At 67.8% G+C, this 18,556-nt stretch carries 16 protein-coding genes; 11 read left to right on the forward strand and 5 right to left on the reverse strand.

Features of this window, described 5'->3' with window-relative positions:
* Window positions 1-29 precede the first annotated feature (29 nt).
* From ASC61_RS15860 to ASC61_RS15890, 7 genes are all read left to right on the forward strand, one after another.
* Window positions 30-2,825, forward strand: a complete 2,796-nt coding sequence (locus tag ASC61_RS15860; protein WP_200935469.1) for an aconitate hydratase — start codon at window positions 30-32, stop codon at window positions 2,823-2,825.
* Window positions 2,826-3,062: 237 nt separating this feature from the next.
* Window positions 3,063-4,115, forward strand: a complete 1,053-nt coding sequence (locus ASC61_RS15865; RefSeq protein WP_200935470.1) for a sugar ABC transporter substrate-binding protein — start codon at window positions 3,063-3,065, stop codon at window positions 4,113-4,115.
* A gap of 101 nt (window positions 4,116-4,216) precedes the next feature.
* A complete protein-coding gene (locus tag ASC61_RS15870; RefSeq protein ID WP_056213508.1) occupies window positions 4,217-4,993 on the forward strand; it encodes an ATP-binding cassette domain-containing protein in 777 nt (258 codons plus the stop codon).
* A 14-nt stretch (window positions 4,994-5,007) separates the two neighbouring features.
* On the forward strand, window positions 5,008-6,270 hold the full coding sequence (locus ASC61_RS15875; protein ID WP_056213509.1) for a sugar ABC transporter permease: 1,263 nt from the start codon (window positions 5,008-5,010) through the stop codon (window positions 6,268-6,270).
* Window positions 6,271-6,272: 2 nt separating this feature from the next.
* Window positions 6,273-7,496, forward strand: coding sequence for an ROK family transcriptional regulator (locus ASC61_RS15880; protein ID WP_082530715.1), 1,224 nt, complete (start codon window positions 6,273-6,275; stop codon window positions 7,494-7,496).
* A gap of 83 nt (window positions 7,497-7,579) precedes the next feature.
* Window positions 7,580-8,224, forward strand: coding sequence for a TetR/AcrR family transcriptional regulator (locus ASC61_RS15885; protein WP_056213511.1), 645 nt, complete (start codon window positions 7,580-7,582; stop codon window positions 8,222-8,224).
* Entirely contained in the window at window positions 8,217-9,686 is a 1,470-nt protein-coding gene (locus ASC61_RS15890) for an MFS transporter (RefSeq protein ID WP_056213512.1), read from the forward strand. Before ASC61_RS15885 ends, ASC61_RS15890 begins: the two co-directional genes overlap by 8 nt.
* 68 nt (window positions 9,687-9,754) lie before the next feature.
* On the opposite strand, the gene ASC61_RS15895 is transcribed toward ASC61_RS15890, so the two are convergent.
* From ASC61_RS15895 to ASC61_RS15905, 3 genes are read right to left on the reverse strand one after another with little or no spacing between them, the layout of a single operon-like run.
* Window positions 9,755-12,517 (reverse strand): bifunctional YncE family protein/alkaline phosphatase family protein, encoded by a 2,763-nt coding sequence (locus ASC61_RS15895; protein ID WP_056213514.1) that lies wholly within the window; start codon window positions 12,515-12,517, stop codon window positions 9,755-9,757.
* Between the two features lie 12 nt (window positions 12,518-12,529).
* Window positions 12,530-13,876 carry an ABC transporter permease gene (locus ASC61_RS15900; RefSeq protein ID WP_056213516.1) on the reverse strand — a complete coding sequence of 449 codons (1,347 nt, stop codon included), beginning with the start codon at window positions 13,874-13,876 and terminating at the stop codon, window positions 12,530-12,532.
* A complete protein-coding gene (locus tag ASC61_RS15905) occupies window positions 13,873-14,790 on the reverse strand; it encodes an ABC transporter ATP-binding protein (protein WP_056213517.1) in 918 nt (305 codons plus the stop codon). The genes ASC61_RS15900 and ASC61_RS15905 overlap by 4 nt, the downstream gene beginning before the upstream one ends.
* 152 nt (window positions 14,791-14,942) lie before the next feature.
* Between ASC61_RS15905 and arr the strand changes: the two genes are divergently transcribed.
* A complete protein-coding gene (gene arr / locus ASC61_RS15910; RefSeq protein ID WP_056213519.1) occupies window positions 14,943-15,353 on the forward strand; it encodes an NAD(+)--rifampin ADP-ribosyltransferase in 411 nt (136 codons plus the stop codon).
* Window positions 15,354-15,363: 10 nt separating this feature from the next.
* Here the strand turns inward: arr and ASC61_RS15915 are convergent, their stop codons facing one another.
* A complete protein-coding gene (locus ASC61_RS15915) occupies window positions 15,364-15,747 on the reverse strand; it encodes a hypothetical protein (protein ID WP_056213521.1) in 384 nt (127 codons plus the stop codon).
* A 73-nt stretch (window positions 15,748-15,820) separates the two neighbouring features.
* Here ASC61_RS15915 and ASC61_RS15920 point away from each other — a divergent pair, with 73 nt between their 5' ends.
* From ASC61_RS15920 to ASC61_RS15930, 3 genes are read left to right on the forward strand one after another with little or no spacing between them, the layout of a single operon-like run.
* Window positions 15,821-16,162, forward strand: a complete 342-nt coding sequence (locus ASC61_RS15920; RefSeq protein ID WP_056213523.1) for an ArsR/SmtB family transcription factor — start codon at window positions 15,821-15,823, stop codon at window positions 16,160-16,162.
* On the forward strand, window positions 16,159-16,815 hold the full coding sequence (locus tag ASC61_RS15925) for a dihydrofolate reductase family protein (protein ID WP_056213525.1): 657 nt from the start codon (window positions 16,159-16,161) through the stop codon (window positions 16,813-16,815). Before ASC61_RS15920 ends, ASC61_RS15925 begins: the two co-directional genes overlap by 4 nt.
* Entirely contained in the window at window positions 16,812-17,273 is a 462-nt protein-coding gene (locus ASC61_RS15930; protein ID WP_056213526.1) for an SRPBCC domain-containing protein, read from the forward strand. The genes ASC61_RS15925 and ASC61_RS15930 overlap by 4 nt, the downstream gene beginning before the upstream one ends.
* Before the next feature lie 25 nt (window positions 17,274-17,298).
* On the opposite strand, the gene ASC61_RS15935 is transcribed toward ASC61_RS15930, so the two are convergent.
* Window positions 17,299-18,489, reverse strand: coding sequence for an FAD-dependent monooxygenase (locus ASC61_RS15935; protein WP_056213528.1), 1,191 nt, complete (start codon window positions 18,487-18,489; stop codon window positions 17,299-17,301).
* Between the last annotated feature and the right edge of the window lie 67 nt (window positions 18,490-18,556).

Raw genomic sequence — 18,556 nt, forward strand, 5'->3', positions numbered from 1 at the left:
GATGGAAGACGACGCGAAGGAGAATGACGATGGCCGTCGACAGCTTTGGATCGAAGGACTCCCTCACAGTCGGGGACTCCACGTACGACTACTACCGCCTCGACGCGGTGACGGGTGACGGGCTCGACGTCTCGACCCTCCCGTTCAGCCTCAAGGTGCTCCTCGAGTCGCTGTTGCGCACCGAGGACGGCGCCGACATCACCAAGGCCGACATCGAGGCCCTCGCCGGCTGGGACGCCAACGCCGATCCCAGCAAGGAGATCCAGTTCACGCCAGCCCGCGTGATCATGCAGGACTTCACCGGCGTCCCGTGCGTCGTCGACCTCGCCACGATGCGTGAGGCCATGGCCGACCTCGGCGGCGACGCCACCAAGATCAACCCGCTCGCGCCGGCCGAGATGGTCATCGACCACTCCGTCATCGCCGATGTCTTCGGCACCCCCGAGGCGTTCGAGCGCAACGTCGAGATCGAGTACGAGCGCAACCGCGAGCGCTACCAGTTCCTCCGCTGGGGCCAGGGCGCGTTCGACGACTTCAAGGTCGTCCCGCCCGGCACCGGCATCGTGCACCAGGTCAACATCGAGAAGCTGGCCCGCGTCGTGTTCGACAAGAACGGGACGGTCTACCCCGACTCCTGCGTCGGCACCGACTCGCACACCACGATGGTCAACGGCCTGGGTGTCGTCGGCTGGGGCGTCGGCGGCATCGAGGCCGAGGCAGCGATGCTCGGCCAGCCGATCAGCATGCTGATCCCGCGGGTCGTCGGCTTCAAGCTGTCCGGCGAGCTGCCCGAGGGCGCCACCGCCACCGACCTCGTGCTCGTCATCACCGAGATGCTCCGTGAGCACGGAGTCGTCGGCAAGTTCGTCGAGTTCTACGGCTCGGGCGTGGGAGCGGTGCCGCTGGCCAACCGCGCCACGATCGGCAACATGAGCCCCGAGTACGGCTCGACGATCGCGGTCTTCCCGATCGACGACGAGACGACCAAGTACCTCCGCCTCACGGGTCGCACCGACGACGAGATCGCCCTCGTCGAGGCCTACGCCAAGGCGCAGGGCCTGTGGCACGACGCCGACAAGGAACCGCGCTACTCCGAGTACCTCGAGCTCGACCTCGGCGACGTCGTCCCCTCGATCGCCGGCCCCAAGCGTCCCCAGGACCGCGTGTCGCTCACGGACAGCAAGCAGTCGTTCCGCGGCGCGCTCGCGGCGTACGTCGACGCTGACGCGGATGCCGTCTCAGGTGAGTGGGACGAGTCGCTGGAGGAGTCGTTCCCGGCCTCCGATCCGCCGTCCAACGAGCACGCGGACGGCCAGACGCCGGCTCGCGACTACCTGAGCTGCGCGCCCGCCGACGGCGGCCGCCCCAGCAACCCGCAGGAGGTCACGCTCGAGGACGGTACGAAGTTCGTGCTCGACCACGGCGCCGTGACGATCGCGGCGATCACCTCGTGCACCAACACGTCCAACCCGTCGGTGATGATCGGCGCCGGGCTGCTCGCCAAGAAGGCTGTCGAGAAGGGCCTGCAGCGCAAGCCGTGGGTCAAGACGACGCTGGCTCCGGGGTCGAAGGTCGTCACCGACTACTACGAGAAGTCGGGGCTCAACGTCTACCTCGACAAGCTCGGCTTCAACCTGGTCGGCTACGGCTGCACGACGTGCATCGGCAACTCCGGGCCGTTGATCCCCGAGGTCAGCAAGGCCGTCAACGACGGCGACCTGGCCGTCACCGCAGTGCTCTCGGGCAACCGCAACTTCGAGGGCCGCATCAACCCCGACATCAAGATGAACTACCTCGCGTCGCCGCCGCTGGTCATCGCGTACGCCCTGGCCGGCTCGATGGACGTCGACCTCTACGCCGAGCCCCTCGGCCAGGACGCCGACGGTAACGACGTGTTCATGAAGGACATCTGGCCGACGCCGCAGGAGATCGAGGACGTCATCGCGACCTCGATCGACTCCGACACGTTCAGCCGTGAGTACGCCGACGTGTTCGCCGGCGACGAGCGCTGGCAGAACCTGCCGACGCCCGACGGTGACGTGTTCGAGTGGGATCCCGAGTCGACCTACGTCCGCAAGGCGCCCTACTTCGACGGCATGGACCGCGAGCCGTCGCCGGTCGAGGAGGTCACGGGTGCCCGCGTCCTGCTCAAGCTCGGCGACTCGGTCACGACCGATCACATCAGCCCCGCCGGTGCCATCAAGAAGGACAGCCCCGCCGGCACGTACCTGTCGGAGCACGGCATCGAGCCGCGCGACTTCAACTCGTACGGTTCACGTCGCGGCAACCACGAGGTCATGATCCGCGGCACGTTCGCCAACATTCGCCTGCGCAACCAGATGGCGCCGGGCACCGAGGGCGGATTCACGCGCAACCTCATCGACGGCGGCGAGGTCACGAGCGTGTTCGAGGCGTCCGAGGCCTACCAGGCCGCTGGCGTGCCGCTGGTCGTCCTGTCCGGCAAGGAGTACGGCTCCGGGTCGTCGCGGGACTGGGCCGCCAAGGGCACCGCGCTGCTGGGCGTCAAGGTCGTCATCGCCGAGTCCTACGAGCGCATCCACCGGTCCAACCTGATCGGCATGGGCGTCCTTCCGCTGCAGTACCCCGAGGGCCAGAACGCCGAGTCCCTCGGGCTGACGGGGGAGGAGACGTTCGACTTCACCGGCATCACCAAGCTCAACGACGGCGAGACCCCGCGGACGGTGCACGTGAAGGCCGGAGACGTCGAGTTCGACGCCGTCGTACGCATCGACACGCCGGGCGAGGCCAACTACTACCGCAACGGCGGCATCATGCCGTACGTGCTGCGCAGCCTGCTCGACTGAGCAAAGCCGCAGGTCAGGGGCATCGCCGATCCGGCGGTGCCCCTGCTGCGTTGCGGGGTCACCGTCCTGTAACCCATTTGTTGTCGCAACCGCTGGACGTGACCCCAGTCACGGTATACGTTGTGGCAAACAACAAACGCGTCACGTGGACGAAATAATGTCGGCCCGGCGCACTACTGGAGGAAATAGGAGGCGGTCTGTGTGAAGCGGACACGCAATCTCGTACTTGTAGGAATCATGGGTGCGAGCCTCGCGCTCAGCGCCTGCGGTGGCAGCAGCGACGGCAGTGACGGCGGCGGAGGTGGCAGCAAGGACAAGGCCGGCAAGATCGGCGTCATCCTGCCCGACACCAAGTCGTCGGTCCGTTGGGAAAGCGCCGACCGTCCCGCTCTCAAGAAGGCGTTCGACGCTGCTGGCGTCAAGTACGACATCCAGAACGCCGAGGGTGACGCCGACAAGATGGCGACCATCGCCGACGGCATGATCACCGACGGTGTGACGGTCCTGGCGATCGTCAACCTCGACTCGGACTCGGGTGCCGCGATCGAGGCCAAGGCGGCCAAGCAGGGCGTCAAGACGATCGACTACGACCGCCTGACGCTGGGTGGCTCGGCCGACGTCTACATCTCCTACGACAACAGCAAGGTCGGTGCCCTCCAGGGTGAAGGCCTGGCCAAGTGCCTGGGTGACAAGCCGGCGAACCTGATCTACCTCAACGGTTCGCCGACCGACAACAACGCCACGTTGTTCTCGCAGGGTGCGCACAGCGTCCTCGACAAGGTCTCGAACTACAAGAACGTCGCTGAGCAGGCCGTTCCGGACTGGGACAACGACAAGGCCGTCACGATCTTCGAGCAGCTCTACACGCGCGTCGACGGCAAGGTCGACGGCGTCTACGCGGCCAACGACGGCCTCGCGGGCGGCGTCATCTCGATCCTCAAGAAGAACGGCCAGAACGGCAAGGTCCCGGTCACGGGCCAGGACGCCACGGTCGAGGGTCTGCAGAACATCCTCACGGGTGACCAGTGCATGACGATCCAGAAGTCCGCCACGGGTCAGGCCGGCGCGCTCGCCAAGGCAGCTATCGCCATGGCCAAGGGCGACAAGGCTGAGACCACGGGCACCGTCAAGGACGACACGGGCAAGCGTGACGTCCCGGCGATCCTTCTGGACCCGGTCGCGATCGACAAGTCGAACGTCAAGGCTGTCATCGACTCGGGCGACATGAAGGCCTCCGATCTGTGCACCGGCGCTTACGCCAAGCTGTGCACTGACGCTGGCATCAGCTGATTGCTGAGGGTGCGGTCCTCCGGGCAATCTCCGGAGGACCGCACCCGATGCTGTCTTCGCACCACCCCATCTCGGACCCTGCACCCCCCGAAAGGCTCACCATGAGCGCATCGAACCCCCTCCTCGAGCTCCGAGGAATCAACAAGAGCTTCGGCGTGGCCCACGTCCTCCATGACGTCGACCTCGCCATCTATCCCGGACAGGTCACCGCGCTGGTCGGTGACAACGGCGCCGGCAAGTCCACCCTCGTCAAGTGCCTCGCAGGCATCTACCCCATCGACACGGGTGAGTACGTCTTCGAGGGCAAGCCCGTCTCGGTCCACGGCCCCAAGGACGCCGGTGCCCTCGGCATCGAGGTCGTCTACCAGGACCTCGCGCTGTGCGAGAACCTCGACATCGTCGAGAACATGTTCCTCGGCCGCGAGAAGAAGAGCGGCCTCGTCCTCGACGAGACCACGATGGAGTCCAAGGCCCGCGAGGCACTGACGTCGCTGTCGGTCCGCACCGTCAAGTCCGTCCGTCAGAGCGTCGCCAGCCTCTCCGGCGGCCAGCGGCAGACTGTCGCCATCGCCAAGTCGGTGCTGTGGAACTCGCGCGTCGTGCTGCTGGACGAGCCGACGGCTGCTCTCGGTGTCGCGCAGACGCGTCAGGTGCTGGATCTCGTACGCCGTCTCGCCGACTCAGGCGTGGGCGTCCTGCTGATCTCGCACAACCTGACCGACGTCTTCGAGGTTGCTGACCGCATCACGGCGCTCTACCTCGGCCGGGTTGCTGCCGACGTCGCCACCAAGGACGTCACGTCCCGCCAGGTCGTCGAGCTGATCACGACCGGACACTCATCCGACCTCGACGCCTCGGCGTCCTCCACCACGGTCTGACCGGGAGATCTGACATGACTGACATCATCACTGAATCAGAAGAGGCGGGCTTCGCGTCCGACCTCACGCAGTCCAACACGCTGGGCGAGTCCGTCCAGGCCTACATCGGTCGAGTGCGTGGCGGTGACATGGGCGCACTGCCGTCCGTGTTCGGCCTCGTCGTGCTGTTCATCGTGTTCGGCTTCGCCAACGACCGGTTCCTGTCGAACCTCAACATGGCCAACCTGATCACGCAGGCCGGCCCCATCATCATCCTCGCCATGGCGCTCGTGCCGGTCCTGCTGCTGGGGGAGATCGACCTGTCGGCGGGTGTCGCCGGAGGTGTGGCGGCGTGTGTCATGGGCGTGCTCATGGTCAAGCACGACCAACCGTGGGGCCTCGCGGTGCTCGCCGCCCTGGCGACAGGCGCCGTGATCGGCATCGTCATCGGTCTGATCGTCGCGAAGCTCGGGATTCCGTCCTTCGTCGTGACGTTGGCGTTCTTCCTCGGCCTCCAGGGCGTGACCTTGAAGCTGATCGGTGAGGGCGGCTCCGTCCGGATCAACCAGGAAGTCATCGCCGGCATCGCCAACAACAACATGAGTGTGGCGGCTGGCTGGATCGTGTCCCTGGCCGTCATCGCCGGTTATGCCGTCCTGGCACTCCTTCGCCATCGGCAGAAGGTGGAGCGAGGGCTGCAGCACCAGCCGTTCGCGGTCGTGATCGCGCAGATCATCGCCCTCGCCGCCGTGATGCTCGGAGTGACGTTCATCCTCAACCAGAACCGCAGCGTCAACCCGAACTTCCCGATCAAGGGAATCCCGTACGTCCTGCCGATGATCGTCGTGCTCCTGATCCTGTGGACCTTCGCGCTCGGCCGGACGACCTGGGGTCGGCACGTGTACGCCGTCGGTGGCAACCCTGAAGCGGCGCGTCGCGCCGGCATCAGTGTCGACCGCATCCGCATCTCCGTGTTCATGGCGTGCTCGACGATGGCGGCGCTCAGCCTCATCGTCCAGGCGTCCGTGAGTGGCAAGGTCTCGTCGTCGTCGGGTGCCGGCAACGCTCTGCTCTATGCAGTGGGCGCAGCTGTCATCGGCGGCACGAGCCTGTTCGGCGGCAAGGGCAAGGCCCGGGACGCTGTCACCGGTGGTCTCGTGATCGCCACGATCGCCAACGGACTCGGCCTGCTCAACCAGGCATCGTGGATCAACTTCGTCGTGACCGGTGGCGTGCTCCTGCTCGCGGCCAGCGTGGACGCGATCTCGCGCAGGCGACGTTCGGCGACAGGTCTCTAGCCATGGCAACAGCCGGACGCTCGGGGGTCGGCACGAATCAGGAGGACGTTCGCCGGCACAATCTCGGGACAGCTCTCGGGCACGTGCACCGCGCGGGTCGCATCTCTCGTGCCGAGCTGACGGCTCGGATGGGTCTCAACCGCAGCACGATCGCGGGTCTGGTGGCCGAGCTGGAGTCCCTGGGACTGGCCGATCAGGCCAAGCCCTCGGGGACCCGGATCGGCGCCGGACGCCCCTCGGTCGACGTCAAGGCCCGCACGGGTGCGTACGTCCTGGCGGTCGACCTGCGGGTCGACGGCCTGACGGTCGCCCGGGTGGGACTCGGGGGAGTCGTACGCGCTCGGGCCACCGGTCCCGTACCGGCTGACCACGATCCGTACGCCATCGCCGACTCCGTCGTCGACCTGATGCGTCTCGTCGTCCGCGACGTCGAGCCGGATGCCGCACTCGTCGGCGTCGGGCTCGGCGTGCCGGGCATCATCCGCGGCGACGACGGGCTCGTCCGCCTGGCGCCCAACCTCGGCTGGCACGACGTGCCGTTCACCAAGATCCTGTCCGAGCGTCTCGGACCGATCGCCATGCCGGTGCTGGGCAACGACGCCGACCTCGGCGCCCTGGCGGAGCACCTGCGTGGTGCGGGCGTTGGCGTCGACGACCTGGTCTATCTCTCCGGCGAGGTCGGCGTGGGTGCCGGCGTCATCGTCGGCGGTCGCAAGCTCGAGGGTGCCGGCGGCTATGCCGGCGAGATCGGCCACATGCCGTTCCTGCCCGACGGCAAGCTGTGCCACTGCGGTGCGCGCGGTTGCTGGGAGACCGAGATCGGTGCTCCCGCCATTGCTCTCGCCATCGGTTGCCCGGCCGAACAGGTCGGGGCACTGGGGGAGTTCCTCGAGGGCGTCCACGAGGCGACCCCAGACCTTCGCGCCGTCGGCCGTCACCTCGGGCGCGGTCTCGCCGGTGCGGTCAACCTGCTCAACCCTCGTGTCATCGTGCTCGGTGGCTACCTGCGGTCGCTGTTCCCCCTGGTCCGCGAGGACGTCGACGCCGAGCTGCAGGTGCACGGTCTTGCCGCACCTCGCGAGCAGGTGCTGGTCACGCTGCCGGGACTCGGTGGCGACTCAGTGCTGCACGGTGCAGCGGAGCTCGCGTTCGAACCGCTTCTGGCTGACCCAGTCGGGCGCCTCGCGACGGCCTGCCTGGACGTCGACTCGGCACTGGCCGGCTGATTCAGTCGACTCTGGCAGGCGGCTGGCTTGGGGCCCGACTAGTTACGATACGGACCCGTTCCGTTTCGTGTTAGGCTGGGTGTGTGGAGACCATCAGCACGCCGGCGGCCGAGCCCAAGCAGGGCCGCCCTCGCGACCCCAGTCGCGACGACGCCATCATCGACGCAGCGATCAGCACCCTCATCCGTGAGGGCTACGACCGGATGTCGATCGAAGGCGTCGCCACCGCAGCAGGGGTCGGCAAGGCGACGGTCTACCGCCGCTGGAACAGCAAGGCCGAGCTGATCGTCGACGCGATGACCACGCTCAAGCCGTCGATCGACACGATCGACACCGGGTCGTTGGACGGCGACATCGACCTGATGATCGCCATCTCCTGCAGCCCGCACTCGGAGCGGTTGTTCCAGGTGATGGTCAGCATCTGCTCGGCGCTTCCGCGGGAGCCGGAGCTACTCGAGGCGTTCAGGACCCGCTTCACCGAGCCTCGCATCGCACGCATCACCGGGATGCTCGAACGCGCTGTGGCCCGCGGGGAGGTCGACCCTGACATCGACATCGCCATGGCCGCGAGCCTGATGCCGTCGCTCATGCTGCAGCGAGTCCTCACGACCGGCCAGCCCGCCGGCCGCGCCTATGCCCAGCAGGTGGTGGGCAGCGTGCTGCTCCCGATGCTCGGCCGCCCCGCACGAACCTTCTCGACCAATGATTCGGAGACATCCCATGACTGAAGCTCCACCCTCGACAGCGACCCGCAACGGCGGACTCGCCCTGGCCGTGATCTGCGTGGCGCAGCTCATGGTCGTGCTCGACGCCACCGTCGTCAACGTCGCGCTGCCCAGCATCCGCGATGACCTCAACTTCTCGCTCGACAACCTCACGTGGGTCGTCACGGCGTACTCGCTGGCCTTCGGCGGCCTCCTGCTCTTCGGCGGACGTACGGGCGACCTGTTCGGCCGTCGGCGCATGTTCATGATCGGCATCGCGATCTTCGCCGGCGCGTCGCTGGTCGGCGGGTTCGCCACCAACGAGGCGATGCTGATCGTCGCCCGTGCCGCGCAGGGTGCCGGCGGAGCGATCGCCGCCCCGACCGCGCTCGCGCTGCTGGCCACGACGTTCACCGAGCCGGCGGCTCGCGCCCGCGCGTTCGGCGTGTTCGCCGCGATGGCGGCGTCCGGCGGAGCGCTGGGCCTGCTGCTCGGCGGTGTGCTCACGGACTACGCCAGCTGGCGCTGGGCCCTGTTCATCAACGCCCCGATCGGCGCCATCGTGCTCTTCCTCGCGCCGCGTGTGCTCAACGAGTCGCAGGGCGCCGGCACGAAGCTCGACCTGCCGGGTGCCATCTCGGTCACTGCGGGCATGTCGACACTGGTCTACGGCCTGACCAAGGCTGCCAGTGACGGCTGGGGCTCGACCACGACGCTCGTGACTCTCGCCATCGCGGCCGTGCTGCTCGTCGCCTTCGTGGTCATCGAGCTCAACTCGAGCCACCCGTTGATGCCATTCCACATCTTCGCGAACCGCAACCGCAGCGGCGCCTACTTGATCATGCTCTTCCTCGCGGCTGCCCTGTTCACGACGTTCTACTTCCTGGCGCAGTACCTGCAGAACGTCCACGGCTGGAGCCCGTTCCACACCGGCATCGGCTTCCTGCCGATGCCCGCAACGATCATGTTCATGTCGATCGTGGTCGTCCGGCGCCTGATCCCCAAGATCGGCATCCGGCCGTTCCTGACCGTCGGGCCGATCCTGGCGATCGCCGCGATGATCTCGTTCGCGCAGCTGGACGCGAACAGCAGCTACTGGCCGTTCTTCGGATCGATCCTGCTTCTCGGCGTCGGCATGGGCTGCAGCTTCGTGCCCCTGACGATGACGGCCGTCAACGGTGTCGAGCCGCACGAGACGGGCCTCGCCTCGGCGCTGCTCAACACCGGGCAGCAGGTCGGCGGAGCGATCGGTCTGGCGGTCTTCGGCACGATCTTCGCCCACGCGTCGGCCGACCGCGCTCGAGAGCTGGGTGCGCAGGCACGTACGGCGGCCGGCCAGTCCGACGCCTTCATCTCCGGCCAGCACCATGCGTTCGAAGCCGCGATCGTCGTGACGGCTCTGGCGCTCATCGCCTCGTTGACGCTCATCCGCGTCAACAAGGTCGCCCCGCCGGCTCCGGCTGCCGCGCCAGCGATGGCCGAGTAGCCGACCGGCTCAGTCGAACGAAAGGACCCGCCGGCGCGATGCCGGCGGGCCCTTCGACGTGCCTCGCGTCAGTCGTTGTCAGCGGACGGGATCGCCGCGCCTGGGACGTCCTTCGGGAGGTAGAGCTTCGCGTCACCTGGATACGGCTTGGACCAGTTGTGCGCCTGGTACCAGGTGTAGCGGTTCATCTGTTCCGGGTGCGCGTAGTCGGCGCGCGCCTGACGGCCCGTGAAGTGTTGCTTCTGCGCCCACGCACCCCACGCCGTGGCGAGCGGAGCTGCACTCGCCGGGACCTTGGGCGCCTCGACTCCAGAGGCTGTCTTGTCGGGACCGCATGCTGGTTCCGGCATGACGTTCTCGGTCAGCGGGATCTGGTTCGGCACCGCGTCGAACGGCTTCAGGTCAGCCTTGGCCCGGAACGCGTCGTACATCGGCGTCGCGGCGGCGACCTTCTGGTTCAGCGGCTCCGCTCCGAGGATCTGCTCGATCGTACGGACCAGGGAGATCTGCGAGTAGTACGTCGAGATCGTGGTGCCGTGTGCAGCCCACGGGCTGATCACCTGGACCGGAGCCCGGTGGCCGTCGACGTGGTCGACGCCGGCCTGGCTGTCGTCCTCGACCACGAAGATCGCCGAGCTCTTCCAGTACTTGCTGTGCGAGATCTCGTCGACCACCTTGCCGACCGCGAGGTCGTTGTCGGCCACCGCAGCGCGGGGCGTCGACGGACCGCCCGTGTGGTCGCTGGAGAGCCACATCATCTGGAAGTCGGCTGGACCCTTCTTCTCGAAGTCCTGCTTCCAGATCTGGTAGCGGTAGGTGTCCGGGATCGACAGGTCGAACGGCGGGGACAACGGGTCGCTGATGGCGTTGAGGGACGGGATCACCGACCCGTAGTCACCCTTGAGCTCCGGGGTCGTGAGCTGTGCAGGATCGCCGCCGGCGTCCACGCTGTCGGCCGCGCAGTAGTACTGCTGCCAGGAGCCGGACGGCTTGCCCTCGGTGTACTCGAACTCGCCGTAGTTGCGGGCGTTCTTGCCAGCCGCCTGGATCGCGGTCCACAGGAAGCCGGATCGCTGGTGACCCAGCACGTCCTCCTCGGTGTCGTACGACCTCGTGTACTCGCCGGCGCTGGACTCGGTGTACTCCGGGTTGTCGCCCTGCATCAGCCAGTTGTGTCCCTCGGCCGAGTTGGTGCCCACGTCGTACGTGTTGTCGTACAGCCCGAACTGTCGTGCGAGCGCGTGCTGGTTCGGGGTGGTCTGCTCACCGAACTGGGCCAGCGACGCATCCCCGTTGCCTTCGGGCATGTCTCCGAAGAGCTGGTCGTACGTGCGGTTCTCCTTGACCAGCAGGAACACGTGTTTGATCGTCGACGGATCGCCGATGCGCTTCGGCACCGGCACGGCGGCCGCGTGGCTGCCACGCGCGCGCGTGGTGCTCGCGCTGTCCCACCCGTTCTGGGCGAAGACCTCGGAGGTGTAGGTGTCCCGGATCTGACGGTCGCTCGGCAGGTCGAAGCGCGTCAGCGAGGCCGTCGTGCCGTGCGTGCCCCAGGCAGTCGCCGGATCGGTGCCCAGCCCTTGCTTGGACGTGATCTTCTGGCCGCGTGCGTCGATGCCGCGGCGATTCGCCACGACCGTCTTGCTGCCGACGGTGAAGACGTCCTCGGGGTAGTAGTCGGTCGGCACGAGCCCGACGTAGCTGACCGGATCGATCGCGTCATGTCCGAGCCTGTAGACCGCGATGGCGTTGGCCCGTCCGAGGCTGACCAGAAGTCGGCCGTGCTGGATCGCGAGTCCGTTCGGCTCATAGCCGATCGCCGAGCCACGCCACGGTTGGGTGGCGATGGTCTGGACCACGTGGCCGCGGGCCGTGTCGACCACCGAGACGGTGTCGTCGTTGGTGTTGGTGACGTACAGGTCCGACCCGTGTGCGTACAGCGCGGTGGGGTGCAGCCCGACCTTGATCGAGCCGACGCCGTTGCCGGAGCGCGTCGGGTCGATGACGCTCAACGTCCCCGTGGTGGAGCTGCCCGGCTGGCCGTTGGCGGCGACCGCTGTGCCGTACGAGTCCATCGTGGTCTCGCCTGGCTTGGCGGGGCGTCCGCCTTCATTGCTGACGTAGAGCTTGTCACCGACGAACCGCACCTGTCGCGGTGCGACCCCGACGTTCCACGTGCGGCTGATCGTGCCTGCTGCCGGGTCGATCGCGACGACGGTGTTCTGTCCGTTGGCGGCGGCGTACAGCGTGCCGTCGGACCCGAACGTCAGTCCGCTGGTGAGGGCCTGCTTGTCACCGACGGTCGGAATCTCGATCTTGGTGCCGGCCGCGAGGCTGCCGTCGTCGTTGACCGGGAACCGGGTGATGCCGGTGGCGTTCGGCATGAAGAGGAACTTCCCATCCGGCGAGTACGCAGGCCCCTCCTGACCGACGGTGTTGTCGGTGAGCTTGGCGTCGGCGTCGGCCGCCGACCCACCTCGCCAGATCAGCTTGTAGGTCGACAGGTCGTAGATCTCCAGCGAGATCGAACGATCGTTCGCGGTGGCGGCCAGGAACCGGCCGTCGGGGCTCACGGTCGAGCCCATGATCTTCCCGTACGGCGTGGAGAGTCGCTCGCCGAGAGGCTTGAGGATCTGGTTGGACGAGACCTGAAGGCCGTCGGTGTACTCGGTGCCGACCTGGTTGTGCCCGAACCCGGTGGTGGCGGCGACTGCGGTGCCGGTGCCCACGACCGCGAGCGCGGTGGCGCCGACGGTGAGGATCTTGAACCGGTGCTTTGCAAGGAGCCTGGACTTGCCCTGGGGACGAGTCCGTTGGCGCACGACGTGCATGGTGTTCCCTTCTCAGTTGCGATCGAGCAGGTCGACGTAGCCGTCGAGCTGCCACAAGGGGTTAGGTGTGTCGCCGGTCGACGTACGCACCTGGAATGAGCCGTTCACCTCCTTCGGTCCGTCTCCGTCGGCGATGTACCGACCGTCAGCGGTGACGTCGAGCTGATAGATCGCGGAGCCCGTGGCCGACGCGCCCGGCAGGCGCCACGTCACGACGCAGCGCCAGTCGTTGCCGGGTCCGTGGTCCGGGACCCTCGAGCCGCCCTTGTCGCACGCCGTGCTGGTCTCGAGCTGCGCCTCGGTGACCGAGGGACGATGCAGCTCGCGCGTCTGCAGCACGTAGAGATGCGAGAAGGCGGTCGACAGCGAGGCCTCGAGCTTGGACTTCTCGACGCCCGTACCCGTGCTCCCGGGGGAGGCCACGGCGAGGACCAGAGCCGTCGCGCCGGTCAGCACGGCCAAGGGCAGAGCCGCGGCGACGAGCGTACGTCGGGTCGCTCCGTCGTTGGAAAGGTCGGTGAAGTCGCGACGCACGAAGATCACGTACGCGAGTCCGGTGGCGGCCGCGGTCCAGAGCAGGCTGACGACGATCCCGATCAGCAGTGGTCCGCTCGAGGCCGGCTCGGTGAACAGTCCGCGCCAGGCCAGGAAGGCGTTGCTGGGCAGAGCGAGGCGGAAGGCGACCGGGACGGGCAGCATCAGAGCCAGGTTCATCGCGAGTGCCAGGACGGCCGGCACCAGGAGGCCCATCGGCGAGCGACCGAGAAGCACCGATCCGAGCAGGCCGATCGCGCCGAAGGCCAGGGCCGGCGTCACCACGCAGGCCCACGCGAGCACCACGGTCCGCGCAGCGACTCCGGCGGTCAGCACGTGCCCGTCGAGTCCGATGAGGGAGTGGTTGCCCACAGCGGCGAGGCCGCCGATGATGCTCGACGCCACGAGGCAGCCGACCAACAGGAGTGTCACGGTGAGGCTGGCCAAGGCCTTGGCCGCGAAGATCCGTCGCGGGGAGCGCACCGCGACCATCAGATGCCGCCACGTCCCCAGTCGATCCTCGGTCGCGAAGACGTCGCTGGCGACGAGTGACACGAGCAACGGCAGTCCCCAGCTGCAGGCGAAGGCGAGGATCACCAGCGAGCCGGCCCATCCGGTCGCGTTCATCCAGCGACCGAAGACGGTGTCGGTCGGCAGGGAGCTCTGCTGGCTGATCACCGCCACGAACGCAGCGGGCGCGAGGAGGCAGACCAGCAGCACGGCACGGATCCGGCCCTGGACGAGCAGCTTGACGAGCTCGAAACGGTACGCGGGCACGAACGGTGCGGCCGGCTGGTCGACCGGCCGTGTGAGCGTGGCGCTCACAGCGGTGACTCGGTATGGGTCAGCGCAAGGAACGCGGCCTCCAGCGGTGACACGACGGGGGTCAGCTCGCGGAGGGCGACGTCGGCCCCGACGAGCCGGATGACCAGATGGTCGATCGCGAGCACCGGACCACGTACCACCAGCGCATCCCCGGCCTCGATGATCCTGAGACCGGGGGTGTCCGCCGCGACGACTGCGGCCTTCGCGGAGTCCGACGTGATCACCCGGTAGTCGTTCTCGTCACTCTCGGCTGCGAGCTTGGCCAGCGGTCCGGTGAACACCACGCGCCCCGTGGCGAGCAGGGTGACGTCCGTGCAGAGCGCTGCCACGTCGTCCATCCGGTGGCTGGAGAGCACGACCGCGACCCCGTCGTCGGACAGCCTGCCGATGACCTGGTGAACGTGTTGCTTGCCGGCCGGGTCCAGGCCGTTGGACGGCTCGTCGAGGATGAGCAGCCGAGGGTGGGTGAGCAGTGCAGCGGCAAGGCCGAGGCGCTGGCGCATACCCAACGAGAAGCCGCGAACGCGGTTGTCGGCGACGTCGCCGAGACCGACCTGCTCGAGAGCGTCGTCGACGGCGGACGACGTGCGCGTGCCGCGGAGTGACGCGAGAGCCGCCAGGTTCTGCCGGGCGGTGAGGGTCGGGTAGAGGCCCGGCCCGTCCACGAAACCGGCGACGCCGTCGGGGACCACGAGGGTCTGTCGTGCGGGTGTCCCGAGGATCTCGAGGGATCCGGCGTCGGGACGTGCCAGGCCGAGCAGCAGACCGAGCAGCGTGGTCTTGCCCGCTCCGTTCGGTCCGACCAGGCCATGCACCTGCCCCGCACCGACATCGAGGTCGACCTCGTCGAGCGCGATCACCCGCCCGAACCACTTGCTGATCCCGCGAGCGCGAACCGCCGGGGTCGATCTCATAGCAACGTCCTTCCCGAGGAGAGTGACGCTAGGCAGCGAGGTTGGCCGGGACAGATCCGCCACACGAACAATCGACGAACACGCGGACACACTCCGGGCGAGGCGGTATGACGTTCGAGGCCTGATGTCTCGAACCCCTAGGGTGGGGACCTATGAGTGACGTGCTTGACGAGGGTCCGTTCTTCCATGGCACCAAGGCCGATCTGCAGGTGGGAGACCTGCTGACAGCGGGCTTCCGGTCCAACTACCGCCCCGAGATCGTGATGAACCACATCTACTTCACCGCGTTGGTCGACGGTGCCGGCCTCGCCGCCGAGATCGCGGCCGGCGACGGGGAACCCCGGGTGTATGCCGTCGAGCCGACCGGATCGTTCGAGAACGACCCGAACGTGACCGACAAGAAGTTCCCGGGCAATCCCACCCGGTCCTATCGCAGCACCGAACCGCTCATGATCGTCGGTGAGGTGCACGACTGGACTCGCCTGACCCCGGAAGCGCTCCAAGCCTGGCGCGACCGCCTGGCAGCGATCCTCGAAGACGAACGCGGCGAGATCATCAACTGATCCACCGAGGTCAGTAGTGGCGGAACGTCACGACGTAGCCGTCGCCCAGCTCGGCCTGCAGGCGGTCGCGAAGCGCCTCACCGATCCTGCGCATCGCGGCGTCCTCGGCGACGGCTGCCCGCCGAGACCCGGGGTTGATCAGGCGTTTGAGTGTGTATTTCGCCGACGTCGCGCGGCTCATGAGCCAGTTGCCGTCCCAGCGGTCATCGAAGACATCGGGAGAGATCGACGACTCCCAACGCGTCGAGAACGCCTGCAGGTCCGCCCGGAGCTCGTCGCTGAGTCCGAGCTCTTCGCCGTCGGTCTGGCAGCCGTCGTCCCACAGCGGCATCCCGCCGCCGTACTCGTTCATCAGCAGGATCTTGACCGGCTGGTCCCCGTGGCGCTCACTCACGGAACGATTCTGCAGCAACGCCCAAGGCGAGCCCGGTTGACGAAGCGCCGGTTCGTACACAATAGTTAGGTGCATGCCTAAGTATTACGACCAGCTCGACCTCGTGCTCCGCGCGCTCGCGGATCCGACGCGTCGCGCCGTCGTGGAGCGGTTGGCGAAGTCACCGGCAGTCGTGTCCGAGCTGGCGGAGCCGTTCTCGATGGCGCTGCCGTCGCTCATGCAGCACCTGCGCGTGCTCGAGGACGCCGGCGTGGTCACGTCGCAGAAGCACGGGCGCGTCCGCACCGTGAGCCTGCGACCGGGCGCCCTCGACGTGCTCCACCTGTGGCTCGGACAGCAACGCACCCCAGCAGAACACCAGGCCGACCGGCTTGGCCTCCACCTGACCCGCACCACCCCGAAGGGAAACCGATGACCCGCGTACGTATGGACCTGTTCACCTCGCTCGACGGCTACACGCCCGCCGACCAGACCGCCGAGGACCCGATGGGTGCCGACTGGGGACGTCTCACCGAGGCATACGCGGCGACGCGTACGTTCCGCAAGAACGTCTTCGGCGACACCAGCGGCGAGGGCACCACGGGACTCGACGAACGATACGCCGCGGCGTTCGCGGACGGGGTCGGCGCCGAGATCATGGGTGCGGCAATGTTCGGGCTGCACTCGTACCCTGACGACCCGGACTGGAAGGGATGGTGGGGTGACAGGCCGCCGTTCAGCACGCCGGTCTACGTCCTGACCCACACCGCACCGCGCCCGTCGATCCCGATGGAGGGCGGCACGACGTTCCACTTCCGCAGCGCCGCGATCGAGGACGTCCTCGCCGAGGCGACCGAGGCCGCTGGGGGACTGGACGTACGCATCGGCGGGGGATACCGCACGGCGCGCGACTTCCTCCGTGCCGGCCTGGTCGACGACCTCCACCTGATGGTCGCTCCGATCTTCCTCGGCAAGGGGCACCGGATCTGGGACGACCTCGCCGGCATCGAAGCCACCCACACGGTGGCGTCGGAAGTGGCCGAGAGCGGCACGATCCACGTCAACCTCAACCGAAAGGACGCTGCATGACGATCGAACGCCGACTGGCGCGCTCCGACTTCACCCTGACTCGCGACTACCCGGCTCCCGTCAATCGCGTCTGGGACGCCTTCGCCGACGAGCAGGAGAAGCTGAGCTGGTGGGGCGCAGGCGACGCCATGGAGCATCGCGCGTGGGTGTTCGACTTCCGCGTCGGCGGCCGCGATGTCGCCGAGGGGAAGTTCCACGACGGACCCGTCTCCCGCTACGAGGCGACGTACACCGACATCGTCGAGCACGCCCGCATCGTCACGACGTACGACATGTGGCTCGACGGGATCCACATGTCGACATCGGTGGCGTCGCTCGAGTTCGAGCCGATCGACGAGGGCACCCGATTCACGCACATCGAGCACGGCGTCTTCTTCGACCAGTTCTGGGCCGACGCGCCCCAGCGGGAAGCCGGCACGCTCGGGCTGCTCGATGCCCTCGGTGGCTACCTGGCGTGACCTCTCCGAGCGGGACGCCACTCGACTACGCGGTCGGCCCGGAGTCCGGGACGCCTGCGTAGTCGGGCAGCTCGGGCCCGCCGACAGCGCGCTCGACCAGCGCCATGAGCGCCTCCATGTCGGGCTCCGGCGCCGGCTCGCCGTCCGGGTCCGCGGTCAGCATCTTGACGTGCATCCGGCCGATCTCCTGGTTGTCCTCGACGTACGTCCGCATGCGCGCCTCGTAGCCGGCGAACCCGGCCGCGGGGTCCCAGTCGGCAGCGGCGAGCTCGCCGGCCAGCGTGTAGGCGCCGACCAGCGCCAGACCGGTGCCGGCACCGGACATCGGCGACGCGCTGAAGGCGGCATCGCCGAGCAGCCCGACCCTGCCGCTGGACCACTGGTCCATCACCACCTGCGCGACATGGTCGAGATAGAAGTCCGGGGTGCTGTCGAGGTGGGCAAGGATGCGCTCGGTCTCCCAGGCGACGCCGGCCATCTGTTCACGCAGCAGCCGCTTCTGGCCCTCGATGTCGCGGTAGTCGATGTCGAACTCGGGGGAGGGGAACGAGAGCATCGCGATCGCCCGTTCGGCGTCGTGGACCGGTCGCAGGCCTGCGGAACGCCCAGCCTGGTGGTAGTCGATGAGCCAGCGATCCAGCCCGAACTCGTTGGGAACCGTGTAGAACGCGAGCACCAGCCCCAGATGCCGGACGAACTGCTCTCGGGGGCCGAAGACCATGCCGCGCAGCGCCGAGTGCAACCCGTCGGCACCGATGACCAGCTCGAAACGGCGCTGCTCGCCGCTGGCGAAGGTGACGTCGACTCCGTCGGCGTCCTGGGTGAGGTCGGCGATCCGGTCACCGAAGACGTACTCGACACCGTCGCGCGTGTCGTCGTAGAGCACCTGCGCGAAGTCACCGCGCAGCACCTCGATCTCCGAGATGTAGCCGTCGCCGTCGTTCTCCTCCGCGCGATGGGTGTCCAGCACCTGGCCGTCCGCGTCCACGACGTACGCCCCCGCGGTGTCGGTGCAGACCGCGCGCACCTTCGCGTGGAGCCCCATACGGCGGATGACCTCCTTGGCAACGCCGCGCGCGTCGACCGCCTGGCCGCCCGGGCGCAGGCCGGGGGACTGCTCGACGACCGTCACCTCAGCGCCCCGGCGGTGCAGCCAATGGGCCAACGCCGGACCCGCGATGCTCGCTCCCGATACCAACACCCTGGTCTTGCTCATCGTGACTCCTTCTCGTCCGCCGGCCGGCGGTTCGGTGATCGTATGGCGACCCGGTGGGCCGCTTCTC

This window comes from Aeromicrobium sp. Root344 (assembly GCF_001425755.1).
Taxonomy (GTDB): domain Bacteria; phylum Actinomycetota; class Actinomycetes; order Propionibacteriales; family Nocardioidaceae; genus Aeromicrobium.

Bases quoted from the DNA above. Each gene is read 5' to 3' on its own strand.
- ASC61_RS15860 (WP_200935469.1), top strand. From the start codon at position 30: ATGGCCGTCGACAGCTTTGGATCGAAGGACTCCCTCACAGTCGGGGAC.
- ASC61_RS15865 (WP_200935470.1), top strand. From the start codon at position 3,063: ATGGGTGCGAGCCTCGCGCTCAGCGCCTGCGGTGGCAGCAGCGACGGC.
- ASC61_RS15870 (WP_056213508.1), top strand. From the start codon at position 4,217: ATGAGCGCATCGAACCCCCTCCTCGAGCTCCGAGGAATCAACAAGAGC.
- ASC61_RS15875 (WP_056213509.1), top strand. From the start codon at position 5,008: ATGACTGACATCATCACTGAATCAGAAGAGGCGGGCTTCGCGTCCGAC.
- ASC61_RS15880 (WP_082530715.1), top strand. From the start codon at position 6,273: ATGGCAACAGCCGGACGCTCGGGGGTCGGCACGAATCAGGAGGACGTT.
- ASC61_RS15890 (WP_056213512.1), top strand. From the start codon at position 8,217: ATGACTGAAGCTCCACCCTCGACAGCGACCCGCAACGGCGGACTCGCC.
- ASC61_RS15895 (WP_056213514.1), bottom strand. From the start codon at position 12,517: ATGCACGTCGTGCGCCAACGGACTCGTCCCCAGGGCAAGTCCAGGCTC.
- ASC61_RS15905 (WP_056213517.1), bottom strand. From the start codon at position 14,790: ATGAGATCGACCCCGGCGGTTCGCGCTCGCGGGATCAGCAAGTGGTTC.
- arr (WP_056213519.1), top strand. From the start codon at position 14,943: ATGAGTGACGTGCTTGACGAGGGTCCGTTCTTCCATGGCACCAAGGCC.
- ASC61_RS15920 (WP_056213523.1), top strand. From the start codon at position 15,821: ATGCCTAAGTATTACGACCAGCTCGACCTCGTGCTCCGCGCGCTCGCG.
- ASC61_RS15925 (WP_056213525.1), top strand. From the start codon at position 16,159: ATGACCCGCGTACGTATGGACCTGTTCACCTCGCTCGACGGCTACACG.
- ASC61_RS15930 (WP_056213526.1), top strand. From the start codon at position 16,812: ATGACGATCGAACGCCGACTGGCGCGCTCCGACTTCACCCTGACTCGC.
- ASC61_RS15935 (WP_056213528.1), bottom strand. From the start codon at position 18,489: ATGAGCAAGACCAGGGTGTTGGTATCGGGAGCGAGCATCGCGGGTCCG.